At 27.9% G+C, this 18,760-nt stretch carries 19 protein-coding genes, 1 riboswitch and 1 other annotated feature; of the genes, 14 read left to right on the forward strand and 5 right to left on the reverse strand.

All coding sequences use genetic code 11. The features are described 5' to 3' along the window. The first annotated feature begins 99 nt into the window (after positions 1–99). The 3 genes from Q4E08_RS01330 to Q4E08_RS01340 all read left to right on the forward strand — a co-directional run bounded on the left by Q4E08_RS01330 (position 100) and on the right by Q4E08_RS01340 (position 2,739). On the forward strand, positions 100–546 hold the full coding sequence (locus tag Q4E08_RS01330) for a hypothetical protein (RefSeq protein WP_303127340.1): 447 nt from the start codon (positions 100–102) through the stop codon (positions 544–546). A 17-nt stretch (positions 547–563) separates the two neighbouring features. Continuing rightward, on the forward strand, positions 564–1,940 hold the full coding sequence (locus Q4E08_RS01335; RefSeq protein WP_303127342.1) for an MATE family efflux transporter: 1,377 nt from the start codon (positions 564–566) through the stop codon (positions 1,938–1,940). Between the two features lie 112 nt (positions 1,941–2,052). Further along, entirely contained in the window at positions 2,053–2,739 is a 687-nt protein-coding gene (locus Q4E08_RS01340) for an NAD(P)/FAD-dependent oxidoreductase (protein ID WP_303127344.1), read from the forward strand. Positions 2,740–2,808: 69 nt separating this feature from the next. On the opposite strand, the gene Q4E08_RS01345 is transcribed toward Q4E08_RS01340, so the two are convergent. Continuing rightward, the gene (locus Q4E08_RS01345; protein WP_303127346.1) at positions 2,809–3,078 is read right to left on the reverse strand and encodes an ATP cone domain-containing protein; all 270 of its coding nucleotides are present in this window, start codon (positions 3,076–3,078) and stop codon (positions 2,809–2,811) included. Between the two features lie 93 nt (positions 3,079–3,171). Continuing rightward, positions 3,172–3,357 (reverse strand): hypothetical protein, encoded by a 186-nt coding sequence (locus Q4E08_RS01350; protein WP_303127348.1) that lies wholly within the window; start codon positions 3,355–3,357, stop codon positions 3,172–3,174. Between the two features lie 122 nt (positions 3,358–3,479). Here Q4E08_RS01350 and Q4E08_RS01355 point away from each other — a divergent pair, with 122 nt between their 5' ends. Together Q4E08_RS01355 and Q4E08_RS01360 are read left to right on the forward strand one after the other, a co-directional pair. Continuing rightward, entirely contained in the window at positions 3,480–4,055 is a 576-nt protein-coding gene (locus Q4E08_RS01355) for a nucleoside recognition domain-containing protein (protein ID WP_303127354.1), read from the forward strand. A 15-nt stretch (positions 4,056–4,070) separates the two neighbouring features. After that, the gene (locus Q4E08_RS01360) at positions 4,071–4,595 is read left to right on the forward strand and encodes a spore maturation protein (RefSeq protein ID WP_303127356.1); all 525 of its coding nucleotides are present in this window, start codon (positions 4,071–4,073) and stop codon (positions 4,593–4,595) included. A gap of 206 nt (positions 4,596–4,801) precedes the next feature. Here Q4E08_RS01360 and Q4E08_RS01365 read toward each other — a convergent pair whose 3' ends face one another. After that, positions 4,802–5,965, reverse strand: coding sequence for a dicarboxylate/amino acid:cation symporter (locus Q4E08_RS01365; RefSeq protein ID WP_303127358.1), 1,164 nt, complete (start codon positions 5,963–5,965; stop codon positions 4,802–4,804). 235 nt (positions 5,966–6,200) lie between these two features. On the opposite strand from Q4E08_RS01365, the gene Q4E08_RS01370 reads away from it, so the two are divergent. The 4 genes from Q4E08_RS01370 to Q4E08_RS01385 all read left to right on the forward strand — a co-directional run bounded on the left by Q4E08_RS01370 (position 6,201) and on the right by Q4E08_RS01385 (position 10,635). Then, complete coding sequence (locus tag Q4E08_RS01370; protein ID WP_303127360.1) at positions 6,201–6,641, forward strand: ACT domain-containing protein; 441 nt, start codon at positions 6,201–6,203, stop codon at positions 6,639–6,641. A gap of 19 nt (positions 6,642–6,660) precedes the next feature. Continuing rightward, positions 6,661–7,911 (forward strand): aminopeptidase P family protein, encoded by a 1,251-nt coding sequence (locus Q4E08_RS01375; protein WP_303127362.1) that lies wholly within the window; start codon positions 6,661–6,663, stop codon positions 7,909–7,911. Positions 7,912–7,995: 84 nt separating this feature from the next. Further along, positions 7,996–8,171: riboswitch (Lysine riboswitch) on the forward strand. Positions 8,172–8,294: 123 nt separating this feature from the next. Beyond that, positions 8,295–10,013, forward strand: a complete 1,719-nt coding sequence (locus tag Q4E08_RS01380; RefSeq protein ID WP_303127364.1) for a Na+/H+ antiporter NhaC family protein — start codon at positions 8,295–8,297, stop codon at positions 10,011–10,013. A gap of 145 nt (positions 10,014–10,158) precedes the next feature. Continuing rightward, positions 10,159–10,635, forward strand: coding sequence for an Hsp20 family protein (locus tag Q4E08_RS01385; RefSeq protein ID WP_303127366.1), 477 nt, complete (start codon positions 10,159–10,161; stop codon positions 10,633–10,635). Positions 10,636–10,657: 22 nt separating this feature from the next. Here Q4E08_RS01385 and Q4E08_RS01390 read toward each other — a convergent pair whose 3' ends face one another. Then, entirely contained in the window at positions 10,658–11,146 is a 489-nt protein-coding gene (locus Q4E08_RS01390) for an aromatic acid exporter family protein (protein WP_303127368.1), read from the reverse strand. Positions 11,147–11,285: 139 nt separating this feature from the next. After that, positions 11,286–11,523: a binding site (T-box leader), on the forward strand. Between the two features lie 64 nt (positions 11,524–11,587). Between Q4E08_RS01390 and metG the strand changes: the two genes are divergently transcribed. Together metG and Q4E08_RS01400 are read left to right on the forward strand one after the other, a co-directional pair. Then, a complete protein-coding gene (metG, locus tag Q4E08_RS01395; RefSeq protein ID WP_303127370.1) occupies positions 11,588–13,549 on the forward strand; it encodes a methionine--tRNA ligase in 1,962 nt (653 codons plus the stop codon). 77 nt (positions 13,550–13,626) lie between these two features. Continuing rightward, a complete protein-coding gene (locus Q4E08_RS01400; protein WP_303127372.1) occupies positions 13,627–15,003 on the forward strand; it encodes a methionine--tRNA ligase in 1,377 nt (458 codons plus the stop codon). 204 nt (positions 15,004–15,207) lie between these two features. Here the strand turns inward: Q4E08_RS01400 and Q4E08_RS01405 are convergent, their stop codons facing one another. Beyond that, entirely contained in the window at positions 15,208–15,882 is a 675-nt protein-coding gene (locus Q4E08_RS01405; RefSeq protein ID WP_303127374.1) for a Crp/Fnr family transcriptional regulator, read from the reverse strand. 100 nt (positions 15,883–15,982) lie between these two features. Between Q4E08_RS01405 and Q4E08_RS01410 the strand changes: the two genes are divergently transcribed. The 3 genes from Q4E08_RS01410 (at position 15,983) to rnmV (ending at position 18,760) form a co-directional block, all read left to right on the forward strand. Next, positions 15,983–16,768, forward strand: a complete 786-nt coding sequence (locus Q4E08_RS01410; RefSeq protein WP_303127376.1) for a TatD family hydrolase — start codon at positions 15,983–15,985, stop codon at positions 16,766–16,768. Between the two features lie 223 nt (positions 16,769–16,991). Next, positions 16,992–18,047 carry a 3D domain-containing protein gene (locus Q4E08_RS01415; RefSeq protein WP_303127378.1) on the forward strand — a complete coding sequence of 352 codons (1,056 nt, stop codon included), beginning with the start codon at positions 16,992–16,994 and terminating at the stop codon, positions 18,045–18,047. A 161-nt stretch (positions 18,048–18,208) separates the two neighbouring features. Further along, positions 18,209–18,760 carry a ribonuclease M5 gene (gene rnmV, locus Q4E08_RS01420; protein WP_303127466.1) on the forward strand — a complete coding sequence of 184 codons (552 nt, stop codon included), beginning with the start codon at positions 18,209–18,211 and terminating at the stop codon, positions 18,758–18,760.

Genomic DNA, 18,760 nt, shown 5'->3' on the forward strand with positions numbered 1-18,760 from the left:
TATTTTTTATAAAAAATTTATGCTTTTATTTAGTTCTGATAAAAATTTAAGTTTATGATATAGTATATTTATGAAAAATGAAGGGAGGATATAATTTTAGTGAAAAAAAGATATATAATAGCTATTATTTTAGTTATTGTAATAGGAGTTTTTTCTTTTTTTATTTATAAAAAATATGAGGAAAAACATAAATATGATTCTATAAAGTATGGTAGAGCTGAATATGTAACTAGTATGAATGAAATCAATAAGTCACTTCCAACTATAATACTTTTTAAAAGTGTTATGTCAGAGCATAGTTTTGATGCAGAAAAAAATCTTAAGTTGTTACATGATAAATATGGAAATCAATTTAATATAGTTCATGCAAGTGCAGATAGTTTGGATAATGATGAAGCAGTAAATCTTGCAAAAAAATATAATGTTACAGGAGTTCCAACTTTTGTAGCATTAGATAAGAACTGCAATTTAATAGAAAAAAAAGAAAATGTTTATTCAGAAAAAGCTATAAAAATTATACTTAAAGATATGGGAGTAAATATATAATATTAGGAGGGGAATATATGAATAAGCAAAAAAGACTTGGGGAAGAAAAGATATCGAAATTATTAAGAATATTTTCAGTGCCTGCAATAGTAGGTATGATAGTAAATACTTTATATAACATTATTGATAGAATGTATATAGGTAATATAAAGGGTGTGGGTCAACTTGCCATAACAGGTGTAGGGATTACTATGCCTATAATGACTATAATATTAGCTTTTGGTATGTTAGTTGGAATTGGAACTGCAGCAAGAGTTTCTTTAAAGCTTGGAGAGCATAATAAAGAATCTGCAGAAAAACATTTAGGAAATGCATTTACATTAATAGTTATAATAAGTATTTTAATTACTATAATAGGATTAATATTTTTAAATCCGATATTAAGAGTGTTTGGTACCAGTAATGCTACTGAAATATATGCAAGAGAGTATATGCAAATAATATTTGTTGGAACTATAGTAAGCATGCTAAGTTTTGGATTAAATCACTCTATAAGAAGTGATGGAAATCCTAAAATAGCAATGTTTTCAATGCTTATTGGAGCTTTAACAAATATAATATTAGATCCTATTTTCATATTTGCTTTAGGAATGGGAGTTAAGGGAGCTGCTATAGCAACTGTAATTTCTCAAACAGTTACAACTATATGGATATTATATTATTTTACAAAGGGTTCTAGCATAATAAAGTTAAAATTATGTAATTTAAGACTTGATAAGGCTATAATTATTAGTATTTTTTCAATAGGAATGAGTCCTTTTAGTATGCAAGTAGCTGCAAGTATAGTCCAAGTTCTAGCAAATAATTCATTAAAAGAATATGGTGGAGACCTTGCAATTGGAGCTATGACAATCGTTTCAAGCATTTCTATGATATTCTTAATGCCTATATTTGGATTAAATCAAGGTTCACAACCTATAATAGGGTACAATTATGGAGCTAAAAAATATCATAGAGTAAAGGAAACTGTAAAATATGGGTCAATAATTGCAACTATAATAGTTGTTTGTGGATGGCTTGTAGTACAATTAACCCCAGAAGTTTTAATTAAAATATTTAACAGTGACCCAAATCTTGTTAATATAGCTAAAAATGGTATAAGAATTTACTTATTTATGTTACCAGTTATAGGATTTCAAATAATAAGTTCAAATTATTTTCAATCAATTGGTAAGGCTAAAATATCAATGTTTTTAAGTCTTCTTAGACAGGTTATATTACTTATACCTTGTCTTTTAATTCTTCCAAAAATATTTGGATTAAATGGAATATGGCTTTCAGGAGCTATAAGTGATGGATTTTCATCACTTATAACAGGAATTCTTTTTTATAATTCTGTTAAAAAATTAAAAGAAGTAGATGAGGTTAATAAAATAGCATCAGAAATTAATTAAAAAGTGACTTTAAATGTCACTTTTTTTATTTTGATGTAACAATAGTTACAAACATAATTTTAAGGTTAATATATAATAAAAGCATAGTATATTTTAATATGGAGGATTAAATATGAGCAATATGGTAAATGGTATACCTAATATGGTAAGTGGAACTCATTATGGTAATCTTCAGAAGGTTAGAAATGGTAAGAGAACTTTTGGAATAACACCACATATTCCAGGAGGTTTTATAACTATAGAAAATTTAGAGAAGATAACTAATGTAGCAAAAAAATATAATGGTGTAATTAAAATAACATCAGGTCAAAGAATTTTAATAACAAACCTTAATGGAGAAGATTTGCCTAAAATATGGAAAGAACTTGGAATGGAACCAGCTGTTAGAAAGCAAAATTCGGTTAAAAATGTTGAAATGTGTCCAGCTGGTTATTGTAAAAGATCAAAGTTTAATACTATAAGTACTGGAATGAAGTTACTTAATAAATATCAGAATATGGATATGCCTTGTAGAACAAAAATTGGAGTTGCAGGATGTAAAAATGCATGCGGTAGTGTATATTCAAAAGATATTGGAATAATTGCAGATAAAACAGGATTTTTAGTTACAGCTGGTGGGTCAGCAGGCTATAATCCAAGATTGGCTGATATAATAATTCAAGATGTTTCTGAAGATGAGGCTTTAAAAATAGTAGATAATATTTTTAAAGTTTATAAGTCACTAGGAGAAGCAGGAGAAAAACTTGGAGATTTTATTGAGAGAATAGGAATAGATAATTTTAAGGAAAAGGTTTTATAATATAAAAAATAAGAAGGCTGTAGAAATAATCAATGAATGATTACTTTTACGGTCTTCTTGCTTTTAAAATTAATGATGTTTATTTTGGTATGCGTGTTTAATTTTTGAAAAGCCGTTTAAAGATAAAACTTTACATACTGATTTAATTAATTCTTTTCTTTCTGCAGCTCTACAATCGTCAGTTGTAACATCTAAAACATTTTTAACGTCTGTAACTAAGGAATCTAAATCTCCAGTCGTTATTGAAAAATTAGCATCCATAGCAGCGCTTAATATACTATGCCTTATTTTTTCATCATCAAATGGAACAACTTTATCGTTTTTATTTACTATTTCCATTTAAATTACCACCTTTCATATAAATTTTAAACAAATAAAAGAAGCTTAAATAAATAAGCTTCCATTGTTATCTTAACCTAATAAAATTAATTATTAAAGGATACCTTCTGTTTTAAGAATATCTTCTAATTGTTGAAGTTTATTATTTAAAGATAAGAATTTTTCTTTTATATCATCTCTTGATATTTCATCTTTATCGATACCTTCTTCTAAGGCTTCTACAGTTTTTAATGCTTCATCAATATCTTGTTGAACTAATTTAAGATTTTCTTCTCTCATATAAGATTCTCCTTTGGTATATCTTTTTAAAATTATGTTTATACTTTAATCCTATCACTACTAAAACTGTTGTGCAAGGCATATATTTAACTGTTAACAATAGTTATTTTATGGAGGAATGAATGATTAATTATATTTGGTTTGCAATGATATTTTTTGGAATAATTTTTGCTTTATTCACTGGAAATGGAGATAAAATAACTGAAGCAATAGTTTTAGGAAGTGAAAGTACAGTTTCTTTTTTAATTGAACTTGTAGGAATAATGTGCTTTTGGTGTGGAGTAATGAAAATAGCTGAAAAGAGTGGCCTTACAGCACAAATTGCAAGAATTTTAAGACCTTTATTAAAGAAACTTTTTAAAGAAGCAGCAACAGATGAAAAGGCACTTGGTGCAATTGTTATGAACTTAACTGCTAATATGATGGGACTTTCAAATGCAGCAACTCCTTTTGGAATAAAAGCTATGGAAGAAATGGATAGATTAAATAAAAAAAGCAGTGTTGCATCAAATGATATGGCTTTGTTTTTAGTTATGAATGCAGCTTGCATACAATTAGTTCCTACAACTGTAATATCTATAAGAGCAGCAGCGAATTCTGTAAATCCAGGAATAATAATATTACCTGCAATTATATCAACAACCATAGCTGCAATAGTTGGGGTTGTATGTTGCAAAATACTACAAAGATATTTTTAGGTAGGGGGTTTTAATATGTTTTCATATATTACAAAAAGTATTATTCCTATAATAGTTGTTATAATACTTTTTTATGGAATGATTAAAGGGAGAAAAGTGTATGAGTGGTTTATAGAAGGAGCTAAAGAAGGTTTATTTGTATGTATGAGAATTTTTCCGTATCTTTTGGCTATGATTGTAGCTGTACAAATATTTAAAGGTGCAAATCTTTTGGAGTTAGTAAATAATATAATTTCACCACTTTCTAGAGCTATAGGATTACCAGAAGAAGTAGTTCCTTTGGTTCTTATAAAACCAATATCAGGTAGTGGAGCAGTGGGTATGTTTACTGAAATTATTAAAACATATGGGGCAGATACATTTATAGGGCTTGTAGCATCTGTAATTATGGGAACAACGGAAACTATATTTTATACTATAACTGTATATTATGGAGCTGCAAAAATTAAAAAAATAAGGCATACATTGTGGGCAGCTGTAATTGCAGATATAACAGCTATAATTGCTGCTATTACTGTTGTTAATTGGATAATACTATAATGTAGTATGTTTTAAATTTTTAATATTATCTTTAAGAAAACTTTTATTGTTAATAAATTTTAAAATATAATTTTATTAACATATATTTAGACTTAATATACAATAATTATAAATAATAATTACTTTGAATAAAAAATTGTATAATTTAATTGAAGAATAAAAAGGAATCTTAAATTAATATATTCAAGATTCCTTATTTTATAAAATTATTTATTTTCTTTAAATTTAAATTTATTAACTATTAATGCAATTGCATTATCACCTGATACATTACAAGCTGTTCCAAAACTATCTTGAGCAATATAAAGAGCAATCATTAATGCAAGTTGTGCATCATTAAAGCCTAAGTTAGTTTGTAATACACCAAGAGCTGCCATGACAGCACCACCAGGAACACCAGGGGCTGCAATCATAGTAACACCTAACATTGCTATAAATCCAAAAAATTGTGGAAAATTAAAAGGCATTCCATTAAGTAACATTACTGCAATTGAACAACAAGTTAAAGTAATAGTACTACCAGATAAATGGATTGTAGCACAAAGAGGTATAACAAATTCTCTAACACCTTTAGAAACTCCATTTTTTTCTGCAACTTCAAGGTTTACTGGTATTGTAGCAGCTGAAGATTGTGTTCCAAGAGCTGTTAAATAACCAGATAATTGATTTTTCATTAAAGTAAAAATATTTTTTTTGTTTAAAGCTCCAGCAATTGTAAATTGAGATGATATAACAAAAAAGTGTAGAGCTAATATTATTAAAAATACTTTCCAAAATACTGAGAATATAGATTGAACCTGACCTGTATAAGTCATATTTGCAAATATTCCTAATATATGAAAAGGAATTAAAGGAATAATTATAGCATTGATAACTTTTTGAATAATTTCTTGAAATTCTAATGATGCATTATATAAAGTACGACCTTTTATATAAGCTATACCAAGTCCAAGTAAAAAAGCAATAAGCAATGCAGTTGTAACTGACATAACAGGTGGCATATCAACTACAAATAATGGTTTAAGTAAACTATGTTCAGGATTATTTGCAGTAAAACTTAAGGATTCCTTAACGAATTTTGGAAATAAATTTGAAGCAACAAAAAATGCTAATAAACCTGAAAGTAATGTTGATAAATAAGCTAATAAAGTTGTAAGTCCTAGCATTTTTCCTGCTGATTTACCTAAGTCTGCAATACCTGATACAATAAATCCTATTATTATAAGTGGTATTATAAAACCAAGAAAGTTTCCAAAGATAGAATTAAAAGTTGCCAATAATCTTATGAAATTTTCCGGCATAAATTTACCGAATATGAGACCAAATATAATTGCTAATATTAATTTTGGAATAAGTCCTAAATTTCTCAAATGTATCCCTCCTGTGGACAAGTGTATTTTGTATGTATTATAATAGTATAAAGTTGAATTTGTCTATTTATTTATTAGTTGGGGCAATAAAATAGAGTAAATGATTAATATGAGGAGAAAAACAACACTTACATATTATAATGGATAATATGCTCTAAATTCCAAATAATAATCATAAATTTAATTATGATTAAAATACACAAATTAAAATTTGTCTTTAGATTGGGGGGGTTATATGTCAGATGAAAAATTTTATATTGTAAATGAGCAAGTATTACCAAATATATTTTATAAGGTTATAGAGGTTAAAGAATTACTTCATACAGGAAAAGTAAAAGATATATCAGAGGGAGTTAAAAAGGTTGGAATAAGCAGAAGCACTTATTATAAATATAAGGATTTTGTATATCCAATGGCGGAAGGTGTAAATAGTAAAAAAATTACGATTGTGCTTTTACTAGCTCATAAATCGGGAGTGCTTTCAAGAGTTCTAGACTTTATTGCAACAAATGAGTTAAATATATTAACAATTAATCAAGATATACCAATAAATATGACTGCAAATGTTACTATAACATTAGATGTCTCTAAAATAAGAGGAGATGTTAAAAACTTTTTATACAAAATCAGTGAGCTTGATGATGTAATAAAAGTTAGAATACTAGCCGTAGAATAAAAAGTATGGAGGGATAATTATGGAGAAAGAAGTTTTTGAATTTAACAGAAAGAGGGTACTTGAAAAGTTAGAGGAAAATTCTTTATTAATTCTTTTTGCTGGAAATGCACCAAAGAAAACTGCTGATGAAAAATATAGTTTTACACCAAACAGAAATTTTTATTATTTAACAGGAATTGATGAAGAAGATCATATTATTGTTATGGGTAAATTAAATGGCAATGTAATTGAAAAGATGTTTATAAAAGAAATAGACCTTGAAAAAGAAAAGTGGCTTGGTAAAACAATAAGAAAAGAAGAAGTTTTTAATTTAAATAGTATAGAAGATATAGGATACTTAGGAGAGTTTAGAGGCTTTTTAAATAAAATAATAAATGAAAGTGTTGATATAAATATATATTTAGATTTAGAAAGAGATGAGTTTAACAGTTTACCAACAGTAAGTAGTACATTTGCTAAAAAGCTTAGAAATAAGTATCCACAAGTGAATATAAAAAATGTATTTCCAATATTTGCACCAATAAGACTTGTAAAGAGTCCATCTGAAATAAAAGAAATGCAGAAGGCTATTGATATAACAATTAAAGGTGTTGAATCAATAATGAAAAATATAAAACCTGGAATGCTTGAATATGAATTAGAAGCATATTTTGAATTTGAATGCAGAAAAAGAGGAGTTCGTGATTATGCATTTAATACAATTGCAGCAGCTGGAAAGAATGCAACTATATTACATTATGTAGATAATAATTCAGAAGCTAAAGATGGAGATTTAATTCTTTTTGACTTAGGAGCACAGGTTAATTATTATAATGGAGACATTTCAAGAACATTTCCTGTAAACGGTAAGTTTACAAAAAGACAAAAGGAAGTTTATGAAGCTGTACTTAGAGTAAATGAGAAAGTTATATCAGAGTTAAAACCAGGTATTAATTTCTTAGATATAAATAAAAAATCTAAAGAGTGGATTGCAGAAGAATGTATTAATCTTGGATTAATAGAAAATAAGGAAGAAGTATCAAAATATTATTGGCATAGTATAGGACATAGCTTAGGTTTAGATACTCATGATATAGAAAATCCAGGAAGAAATACAGTTTTAGAACCAGGTATGGTATATACAGTAGAACCAGGCATATATATAGGAGAAGAAGGTATTGGTGTAAGAATAGAAGATGATGTACTAATAACTGATGATGGATGTGAGGTATTAACTAAGGATATGATAAAATCAGTTAGTGAAATAGAAGAATTTATGAAAAATTGTTAATAAAATAAACAAAAAATTAAAAGATATATTGATATATATATATTTATATTATATAATTATATTAATTTAAAAGTGAATAATTTGCGAAGAGGTAGAGGCGCGGTCTTTAAGAGTAATGTTATTGAGATAAGCACTATGATATAACATGAAAGGAAATACCGCCGAAGGATATAACTAATGCTTTAATGTTATAATCCTGGGCTTATGCATAATATGCATAAGACTGTCACAAATTATATTTGTGGTGAGCTATCATTCAATGGATTCTTACGTTATATATTTAGAACCTTGAGTGTTATCTCAAGGTTCTTTTTGACTTTAAAGTAAAATGATGGGCCTCTAAAAAATATTCACAAATTTTATTTTAATAGGGGGATTCAATCATGAAAAAAAGAAATTATTTAGTATTTTTATTTACCTTTATACTAATGATGAGTATGACAACAGTAGCATTTGCATCAGAAATTGATCCAGGAACTGTAAATGCAGAAAGGTTTGGTATATGGACTATAATACCACCTTTAGTTGCAATTGTACTTGCATTTATTACAAAAAATGTTGTAGTATCTTTGTTTATTGGTGCATTAGCTGGATGTTTTATGATTCAAGTCGTAGATCAAAATGCATTTAATGCATTGATACAAGCCTTTTTAGATTTTATACAAAGAGTCCTAAATTCTTTAGCGGATCCTTGGAATGCTGGAATAATACTTCAAGTTTTAGCTATTGGAGGAGTAATAAATCTTGTTGCTAAAATGGGAGGTGCTAGAGCTATAGCAGAAGCACTTGCAAAAAGAGCAAAAACTCCAAGGAGTGCTCAACTTGTTACTTGGTTTCTAGGTCTTTTAGTATTTTTTGATGATTATGCAAATTCATTAATAGTAGGTCCTATAATGAAGCCTGTTGCAGATAAACTTAAAGTTTCAAGAGAAAGGTTAGCTTTTATAATTGATGCAACAGCAGCACCAATTGCAGGACTTGCAATAATATCAACTTGGATAGGGTTAGAAGTAGGACTTATAAATGATTCATTTACTCAAATTGGAGTTAAAGTTGATTCCTTTGGTGTTTTTCTTCAAACTATTCCATATAGATTTTATAATATTTTAATACTTGCATTTGTAGTTATTACATCTGTTATGCTTAGGGATTTTGGACCTATGAGAAAGGCTGAAGTTAGGGCTAGAAAAGGTATTAAGGATAAAAAATCAGAGCTTGAAAGTATAAGTACAGAAGATGAGATGAAAGTAAAAGAAGGAGTTAAGCTTAGTATTTGGAATGCAATAATCCCAATAGGAGCACTTATAATATCAGCTCTTATAAGTTTTTATTATAGTGGATATACAAGTATAATAGGTGGAACTGATGTAGCACTTAGAGAAGTTGTAACTAATGCACCGTTTTCTTTTACAGCAATAAGAGAAGCATTTAGTGCAGCTGATGCATCAACAGCACTTTTCCAATCAGCAGTATTTGCATCAATAATAGCAATTGCTATGGGAGTTTGTAAAAAGATATTTACTGTGTCAGAAGCTGTTGAAGTTTGGGTAGATGGAATGAAAGGTCTTATAATAACTGGAGTAATTTTATTACTTGCATGGTCATTAAGTTCAGTAATAAAAGATTTGGGAACTGCTAAATATTTAGTTACATTATTATCTGGATCAATACCATCATTTTTACTTCCAAGTATTATATTTATATTAGGAGCTGTAATATCATTTGCTACCGGAACTGCATATGGAACAATGGGAATACTTATGCCTCTTGCAATTCCTCTAGCTCATTCAATATCACCAGATATGAGCTATATAGTATTAAGTACAAGTGCTGTACTTACAGGAGCAATATTTGGAGACCACTGTTCACCAATATCAGATACAACAATACTTTCATCAATGGGAGCTGGATGTGATCATATAGAACACGTAAAAACACAAATGTGGTATGCACTGTTTGTTGCAGGAGCCACAATAATATTAGGTTATATACCAGCTGGATTAAATGTTCCTGTTTATATAATATTACCTGTTGCAATAATAGTACTTGTAATTGCTGTTAAGTTTATAGGAAAACCAGTGGATGAAGTTGTGGAAAATTAATATATTAATTTTTAAAAGTGTGGATAATTTCCACACTTTTTTTATTAGAATAATTAATAACTTACCTAATATATAAATTAAAATGTGTCAGTATAATATTTATATTAATAAGTTATAATAAGAAAAATTTTATAAGAGGGATATTATGAATAGAAGAATAGGAAATAGAAATATTATTAATAACATAGGAGATTTTTCTAATATATTTAGTCAAACATTTTCTAAGTTTTTTAGTAGTATAAATATTGGTTCAATTGAAGAATTTTTTAATGAAGGTGATTTTATAAATGTAAATATGAAAGAAGATGAATCTAAATATATAATAGAAGGAGTATTTCCAGGGATAGATAAAAAAGATATAAAAGTAGATTATAAAGATGATTATATATATATAAATATAAATCGAAGGCAAGTATTTTCTAATGGTTATAATATGTCTATGGTTGTATCAGAATTTGGTGATGGATTTTCTAGAGAATTTTTTGTTCCAGATTCAGATATATCATCACTTAAGGTATCATTTAAAAATTATAGATTAAAATTAGAAATACCTAAACTAAATTATAGATTACCAGTTGATCAGAGTGAGATTATTGATGTTGTAGATTATAAAGAAGAATAAAGCTATAGTTTTTACTATAGCTTTATTCTTTCTCCTCAGGCGGATTAAAATATTTATTTATTAGTATTGCTACGATTATACCTATTGCGGTATCTATGCTTCTTCCAATGGCATAAGCATAAGATTGAGGTCCACTATAATTAATCATTATACCTATAAGTACTATACATGCAATTGTAACTGATCCTGGTTTATTAAAAAGGTTACAAGTGTAAATTACAGCAACTATACCAAGTCCAGTTATAAATGCGCTATAATCATATAAGAAGGTAAATTTAATCATAATAAATATAATTAACATACCAAATATACCACCAATTATAGTGCCGATAAGTCTATTTTTACCCATGGTAAAGGAACTTGAGACTGTATCCTTCATACAAATAACAGCAGCAATACATGCATAAAATGCGTTTTCTCGTCCTAGAAATTGAAATATAATCATACAAACAGTAACCGCAAGAGCTGTTTTTATATTACGTAAACCAACCCTATGCACGTTTAACTTCATAATTAAAACCCCCAAAATAGATTTTTAAATATTATAACACATAGAAGTAAATAATTTTATTAATAAAGATTACAATTTAAAAACAATTGACATATAAAAATATATAGAATATTATATATTTAAAATATTAAAATTGAAGATAAATGCTATGAAAAGAAGAGTAGTAAAAGTATGTATCTAAAGAGAGCTAGCAATTTGCTGAAAGCTAGTGTTATAGACTTTTATGAATATGGCCTTGGAGCACATCCTTTGAGCTTAGAGAGTTAGAAGGATACGGGAACAACCGTTATATTGTAAGGTAAATTTTATTACCTATTGAGTTTTTTGTCGTGAGGCAAAGGAGAAATAGAGTGGTACGCGTATATAACGCCTCTATGCATTATGCATAGAGGTTTTTTTATAGTAAAAGATATATTTATATAAATAAAGGAGGATTTTAAGATGTGTAAGAAACCATATTATATTACTACACCTATATATTATCCATCAACGAAGTTACATATAGGTAACACTTATACAACAGTTGCAGCTGATGCAATAGCAAGATTTAAGAGATTAACAGGATATGATGTAATGTTCTTAACAGGAACAGATGAACATGGTCAAAAAATTCAAAGAATAGCTGAAGAAAAAGGTATAAAACCTATAGAGCATGTAGATGAAATAGTTGCTGGAATAAAAGACCTTTGGAGCATGATGAATATAAGTTATGATAAGTTTATAAGAACAACTGATGATTATCATGTGGAAGCAGTTCAAAAAATATTTAAAAGATTATATGATCAAGGAGATATATATAAGAGTTCATATGAAGGGTTATATTGTACTCCATGTGAATCATTCTGGACAGAAAGTCAATTAGTAGATGGAAAGTGCCCAGACTGTGGAAGACCAGTTGAAACTTCAAAAGAAGAAGCTTATTTCTTCAAAATGAGCAAATATGCTGATAGATTAATTAAATATATAGAAGAACATCCACATTTCATACAACCAGAATCTAGAAAAAATGAAATGTTAAATAACTTCTTAAAACCAGGATTACAAGATCTTTGTGTTTCAAGAACTAGCTTTGATTGGGGAGTTCCAGTAACATTTGATGAAAAGCATGTTGTTTATGTATGGATTGATGCATTATCAAACTATATAACTGCATTAGGATATGGAAGCAATAACACAGAATTATTTGATAAATACTGGCCAGCAGATGTTCACTTAATAGGCAAGGATATATTAAGATTTCATACAATTTATTGGCCAATAATGTTAATGGCTTTAGATTTACCATTACCAAAACAAATATTTGGTCATGGATGGTTACTTGTTGATGGTGGAAAGATGAGTAAATCAAAAGGTAATGTAGTTGATCCAGTTACATTAGTAGAAAACTTTGGTGTAGATGCTGTTAGATATTACTTATTAAGAGAAATACCATTTGGAGCAGACGGATTATTTAACAACGAAATATTTATAAAGAAAATAAATTCAGATCTTTGTAATGACCTTGGAAATTTACTTTCAAGAACAGTTGCAATGATAGAAAAATATTTTGATGGAGTTATTCCAGCACCAGTAGGTAAGGAAGATGTAGATGATGAGCTAATTAACTTAGCATTAGAAACTCCAAAGAAGGTTTCAGAATCAATAGATGCATTAAAGCTTCCTGAAGCTTTAGAAAATGTATTTGAATTAGTTAGAAGGGCTAATAAGTATATTGATGAAACAACTCCATGGATATTAGCAAAGGATGAAGATAAAAAGGAGAGACTTGGAACAGTTCTTTATAATTTAGCAGAAGCTTTAAGATTTACTTCAGTTTTATTATCATCATTCTTACCAACAACTTCAGAAAAAATAAATGAACAATTAGCTGTTACAGCAACTGATTGGAATTCATTAGAAGGATTTGATGGAACTGCTCCTGGAACAAATGTTAAAAAAGGATATAGTTTATTCCCAAGAATAGATGTTGATAAAAAGCTTGCTGAACTTGAAGAGTTAAGAAAAGCTCAAATAGAGGCTAATTCTAAAAAAGAAGAAGTTAAAGAAGACGTTAAAGAAATCCAACCAATTAAAGAAGAAATAACAATAGAAGATTTTGAAAAAATAGATTTAAGAGTAGTTAAAGTTTTAGAGTGTGAGCCAATAAAGAAAGCTAACAAATTACTTAAATTAAAAGTTGATTTAGGTGGAGAAGTTAGACAGGTAGTTTCAGGAATAGCAAAACACTTTAAACCAGAAGATTTAATAGGAAAAAATGTTGTACTTGTTGCAAACTTAAAACCTGTTAAGTTAAGAGGTGAATTATCACAAGGTATGATAATTGCTGCATCAAATGACGATGATAGTATATTAAACTTAGTTAATCCAGGAGATAACTTACCAACTGGAAGTATAGTAAGATAAATAAAAAACACTAGATAGGAAGTCAGCTTGTATAAGGTTGGCTTCTTTTTGTATAAAATAGGAAGGGATTTGAGAAAATGAATATAGTAATAGGTAATGCGTGGCCATATGCTAATGGAAAGTTGCATTTAGGACGGATAGCAGTTTTTCTTCCAGGGGATATATTAGCAAGGTATCATAGAATGATGGGAGATAATGTAGTATTTATATCGGGCAGTGATGCACATGGTAGACCAGTAAAGTTAAAGGCTTTAGAACTCGGAATAACACCAGAAGATACACTTAAAAAATATAATGATGAATTTATAGAATGTTTTAATAAATTAAATTTTTCATTTGATTTATTTACAAATACGGATACTAAATATCATAAGGAAAATGTAAAAAAATTTATACAAAAATTATATGAAAGTGGTTATATATATGAAGAAGTTTATGAAAATAATGATAAGAATTTAATATTTTCACTTTCTAAATTAGAAAATGATGTAAAAAGAATATTTATAAAACAAAATGACTGGAGAAAAAATGCTGAAACAATAACAAAAAGATATTTAGATGAAGGATTAAGAGATAGATCTATAACAAAAGAAATTGATTGGGGGATAGATGTACCTTTTAAAGGTTTTTCAAATAAAAAGATATTCGTTTGGATTGAAGCTCTTATGGGATATTTAACTGCAACAAGCAAATGTATAGAAAATAAATTAGATAATAAGTTATCTGATTACTGGGATAGTGAGGATAGTAAAGTTTATTTAGTTCATGGAAAGGATAATATACCATTTCACACAATAATTTTTCCTGGAATATTAGTAGCATTAGGTTTTAAAAATCCAAATATAACTATAGTTTCTAGTGAACATTTAAAACTTGAAGGTAAAGATTTTTCTACAAATAAAAATTGGGCCATTTGGGTAGATGAAATATTAGAAAAATACAATGTAGATTCATTAAGATATTATTTAATAAATAATGGACCTGAAGAGACTATAACAGATTTTAAATGGAGAGATTTTATAAATTTAAATAATAGAGATTTAGTTTTTGAATTAGATAGTCTCTATAAAAAAACAATAAAAACAAGTGATTTTTCTTATTTAGATAATATAGAAAGAGATAAAATGTTGGATTTATATTTTAGTGTTGGAGAGAAAATAGAACAATGTAAATTTAAGTCTGCAATTAGGCAAATTTTTGCATATATAAAGGAAGAAAATAAAAAAAATAATCCAAAGGTTGAAGGTATTATAAATTTAGCGAATGTATTAGAGCCGTTTTTACCAGAAACATCAAAAAAGATAAAAGATAATTTTGAAGTAAGTGGTGGAGAGTGGAATTTAATAAACGTAAGGAAAACATCTATTATAAAATCATATAAACCATTATTTGAATTAATAGATAGGAAAAATATTATAGATGAAATAAAAAAATTAAAAGAAAATAAAATATAAAAAAATCCTAGAATATCTAAAATAGGGGGACTAGATATTCTAGGAACCAATCAATTAAGATGGTTATAAGGGGTAAATAATAATGCTTTAACTACTTTACAATTAAATAATAACTTAGTAATATGTCAGTTTTGTGTCAAAATATATAATAAAATATTAAATGATAATTATTCTAAATAAATAATAATGAAAATATTAATAAAATTAGATTGTTATTTTGTCGAAATTCAATATCTTAATTGTTTTTCTATCATAGTCAATTATTTCTTCATTTTTCATTCTGATTAATTCTCTAGATAATGAAGGTCTTTGAACTCCGAAGGAGTTTGCTAGAGCTTGCTTTGTCATATTTAAGTTTATTATATTACTATTTTGTTTTTTTGATTCAATCAATAAAAATTCACAAATCATAGCTCTTAATGATTTTGATGACACTTGTTTTAATTTTTGACTTAATAATAGTGCCTTATTAGATAATAGTGCTAAAAATGCTAATAATAATTTTTGGTTTTCTTGAAGTAAAGAAGTTATTTTCTTTTTATTTATATGAAGAATTAAACTATTATTTTTACTAACTACATCCATAGGATAAGTATTCTTGTTTCCAAATAATAAATTTTCACCAAACATATTAGAAGCTTCAAGGGTTGAAACAATTAAAACATTTCCATTTTCATCATTTTGTTGAATTTCAACTACACCAGATATTACTATGCTTAAATTATTGCAGATATCATTATTAAAAAATATAACTTCTTCTTTAGAGTATTTCTTTATTGATACTAAAGGGTCTGATATAATCGCTTCTATTTCTTCAAATTCAAAATCTTTGAACAACAATGATGATTTTATTATATTTATTAATTGCGTGTTTTTCATGTGTTTCAAATCCTTTCACTAATGTATATATTTTTTCAAAGTGCTTATATTGTATAATAATATATGTAATAAAATTTTAAAAGAGGGAGATTTGCTATTAATGGATAATAAATACAAAATATTTGATACACATGCACATTATGATTCTGAGGATTATGATGTAGATAGAGAAGAAATTTTAAATGAATTAAAAAATAATGGGGTTATTGGAATTTTAAACTGTGCTTCTTCATATGAAAGTATAGAAGTAACTTATAAGCTTACACAAACATATGATTTTATATATGGCGCATTAGGAATTCATCCTGAAAATGCTAATGAATTAACAGATAAAGTATTAAAAGAATTAAGAGATTTAATAAAGTCAAATGAAAAAATAGTTGCTGTTGGTGAAATCGGATTAGATTATTATTGGGAAGAAAATCCTCCAAAAGAAGTTCAACAAGATGTATTTAGAAAACAAATGAAACTTGCAGAAGAATTAAATTTACCTGTAATAATACATGATAGAGATGCACATAAAGACACATTAGATATAATGAAAGAATTTCCAAAAGTTAAGGGTGTAGTTCACTGTTTTTCAGGAAGTGTAGAGTTTGCAAAAGAATGTATAAAATTAGGATATTACATAGGTTTTACTGGTGTTGTTACATTTAAAAATGCAAAAAAAGTAGTAGAGGTTGCAAAAGAAATTCCAGTTAACAGAATGCTTGTAGAAACTGATGCTCCATTTATGGCTCCAGTACCAAATAGAGGAAAGAGAAACAGATCTGATTATATAAAAGAAGTTATAGAGAAAATAGCAGAAATAAGAAGCATGAATCCAGAAGAGTTAAATATTGAGCTTAATAACAATTTTTACAATTTGATTAATAAGAAAAAATAATGTAAACTTAAATGGAATTAATTTACAATTAATTCTCGGAGATACTTAAACAATATACCATGGACGCAGGGAACTCATTTAGTGCTAAATTTATAATAAAAAAATATATGCATAGCACTGCATTTTCAAGGTTTAGCGCTAGTAAGCAAGAGAGTGTAGATTTGACAAGGTATTAAAAACTAAGTATAATGCAAAAGACACTCTTGCCAAAGGAGGGAAATCAATGGTAGAAAAATTTAAAACTTTTATGAAGAAAAGTTTTTCTAACGGTCCGAAGGCAAAAATAGTGATATTAACTGCAGCTATTGCTGTAGTCATAGTAGCCACTACAGTTGCTACAATGAGAAAGACAGTTAAATTAAGTATTGACGGAAAAGAAGAAACATTTATCACATATAAAGGGACTGTTAAAGATGCGTTGCAAGATAAAGGAATAAGTTTATCAGATTATGATAAGGTGCAACCATCCTTAGAATCCAAAATTAAAGAAGGTCAGGAGATTGCAGTTGATAAAGCTGTGCCGATCAATATTAAGTTTGCAGATAAAGATGTTAAAATTTATTCAGCAGAAGATAATATTGAAGATGTTTTATTAACTAGTAATGATCAACTTAAAAAACAAGGAGTAGAATATGTAGATGGTATAGACGAAGTTAAGCCAGAACTAAATACTCCAGTCACAGAAAATATGGATGTTAGTATTGTTAAGGTAGAAAGCAAGAAGGTTACAGAACAAAAGGCAATACCTTACGATACCGTAACTAAGAGTGATGAAAGCCTTGAGAAAGGTAAGAAACGAATTGAAGCTGAAGGTAAAAACGGAAAGCAAGAGGTTACTTACGAAATAGTATATAAAGATGGAAAAGAAGCTTCAAAGAAAGAAGTAAGCAGTAAAGTTGTTGCAACTCCTGTTAATGCAGTAGTTGTACAAGGTACAAAGAATCCGGTTAATTATATACCAAATAGAGGTGATTCAGTACAATATAAGAAACACTTAGTTATGGAGGCGACAGCATATTCAGGTCATAGTACTACTGCAACTGGTGTTGCCCCTGTGTACAACCCTGGTGGAGTTAGTACAATAGCAGTAGACCCAAGAGTTATTCCTTTAGGAAGCTTAGTATATGTAGAAGGTTATGGATATGCTAGAGCATCAGATACTGGTGGAGCTATAAAAGGAAATATAATAGATGTTTATTTAAATAGTTCATCAGCATGTAATCAATGGGGAAGAAAATATGGAGTAGATGTTTATATAGTATCTTATCCGGGTGAATAGTTTGATTTTAAAGAGATAACAGATTAGTTATCTCTTATTTTTTTGTATATAATAGTTATGTATTATTATTTGACATGATGTATATATATATGTAAATTATTTATATATGAGTGCTAAGAATAAATGATTAGCGAAAGGAAGTAAAGCTTGTGGATAAGAAAATTATAAAAGAAGTTATAGTAGTTGAAGGTAGAGATGATATAGATGCAGTAAAGAAAGCTGTAGATGCTGAACTTATTGCTGTTGGTGGATTCGGAATAAATAAAAGGGTTATAGATAGAATAAAAGAAGCTCAAAAAAGAAAGGGGGTTATAGTTTTAACTGATCCAGATTTTGCTGGAGAGAAGATACGTAACATAATTGCAAAGAGAGTAAAAGGAATAAAGCATGCATATATAGCTCAAGAGGATGGATTAAAAGATGGAGATATAGGTGTAGAAAATGCATGTCCAGATGTTATAATAAGAGCCTTAGAAGGTGCAAAGGTTACGCTAGAAGAAAAGCATAATGAATATGGTATGGAGGATATGTTTTATTTTAAACTTGCAGCTGATGAAAAGGCTAAGGATAGAAGAATGGCTTTAGGTAAAGAACTTGGAATAGGATATGGAAATGCTAAACAAATGCTATCTAGACTAAACAATTACGGAATAGATAAAGAAGAATTTGCAAAGGCTATGCAAAAAGTAGAAAAAGAAATAGGAGAAATTTAA

It is taken from the genome of Clostridium sp., assembly GCF_030532265.1.
Taxonomy (GTDB): Bacteria; Bacillota; Clostridia; order Clostridiales; family Clostridiaceae; genus Clostridium.

Excerpts from the sequence above, each read along its gene's own strand:
- Q4E08_RS01335 (WP_303127342.1), top strand. The coding sequence starts at position 564 with ATGAATAAGCAAAAAAGACTTGGGGAAGAAAAGATATCGAAATTATTA.
- Q4E08_RS01340 (WP_303127344.1), top strand. The coding sequence starts at position 2,053 with ATGAGCAATATGGTAAATGGTATACCTAATATGGTAAGTGGAACTCAT.
- Q4E08_RS01345 (WP_303127346.1), bottom strand. The coding sequence starts at position 3,078 with ATGGAAATAGTAAATAAAAACGATAAAGTTGTTCCATTTGATGATGAA.
- Q4E08_RS01350 (WP_303127348.1), bottom strand. The coding sequence starts at position 3,357 with ATGAGAGAAGAAAATCTTAAATTAGTTCAACAAGATATTGATGAAGCA.
- Q4E08_RS01355 (WP_303127354.1), top strand. The coding sequence starts at position 3,480 with ATGATTAATTATATTTGGTTTGCAATGATATTTTTTGGAATAATTTTT.
- Q4E08_RS01360 (WP_303127356.1), top strand. The coding sequence starts at position 4,071 with ATGTTTTCATATATTACAAAAAGTATTATTCCTATAATAGTTGTTATA.
- Q4E08_RS01370 (WP_303127360.1), top strand. The coding sequence starts at position 6,201 with ATGTCAGATGAAAAATTTTATATTGTAAATGAGCAAGTATTACCAAAT.
- Q4E08_RS01375 (WP_303127362.1), top strand. The coding sequence starts at position 6,661 with ATGGAGAAAGAAGTTTTTGAATTTAACAGAAAGAGGGTACTTGAAAAG.
- Q4E08_RS01380 (WP_303127364.1), top strand. The coding sequence starts at position 8,295 with ATGAAAAAAAGAAATTATTTAGTATTTTTATTTACCTTTATACTAATG.
- Q4E08_RS01385 (WP_303127366.1), top strand. The coding sequence starts at position 10,159 with ATGAATAGAAGAATAGGAAATAGAAATATTATTAATAACATAGGAGAT.
- Q4E08_RS01390 (WP_303127368.1), bottom strand. The coding sequence starts at position 11,146 with ATGAAGTTAAACGTGCATAGGGTTGGTTTACGTAATATAAAAACAGCT.
- metG (WP_303127370.1), top strand. The coding sequence starts at position 11,588 with ATGTGTAAGAAACCATATTATATTACTACACCTATATATTATCCATCA.
- Q4E08_RS01400 (WP_303127372.1), top strand. The coding sequence starts at position 13,627 with ATGAATATAGTAATAGGTAATGCGTGGCCATATGCTAATGGAAAGTTG.
- Q4E08_RS01405 (WP_303127374.1), bottom strand. The coding sequence starts at position 15,882 with ATGAAAAACACGCAATTAATAAATATAATAAAATCATCATTGTTGTTC.
- Q4E08_RS01410 (WP_303127376.1), top strand. The coding sequence starts at position 15,983 with ATGGATAATAAATACAAAATATTTGATACACATGCACATTATGATTCT.
- Q4E08_RS01415 (WP_303127378.1), top strand. The coding sequence starts at position 16,992 with ATGGTAGAAAAATTTAAAACTTTTATGAAGAAAAGTTTTTCTAACGGT.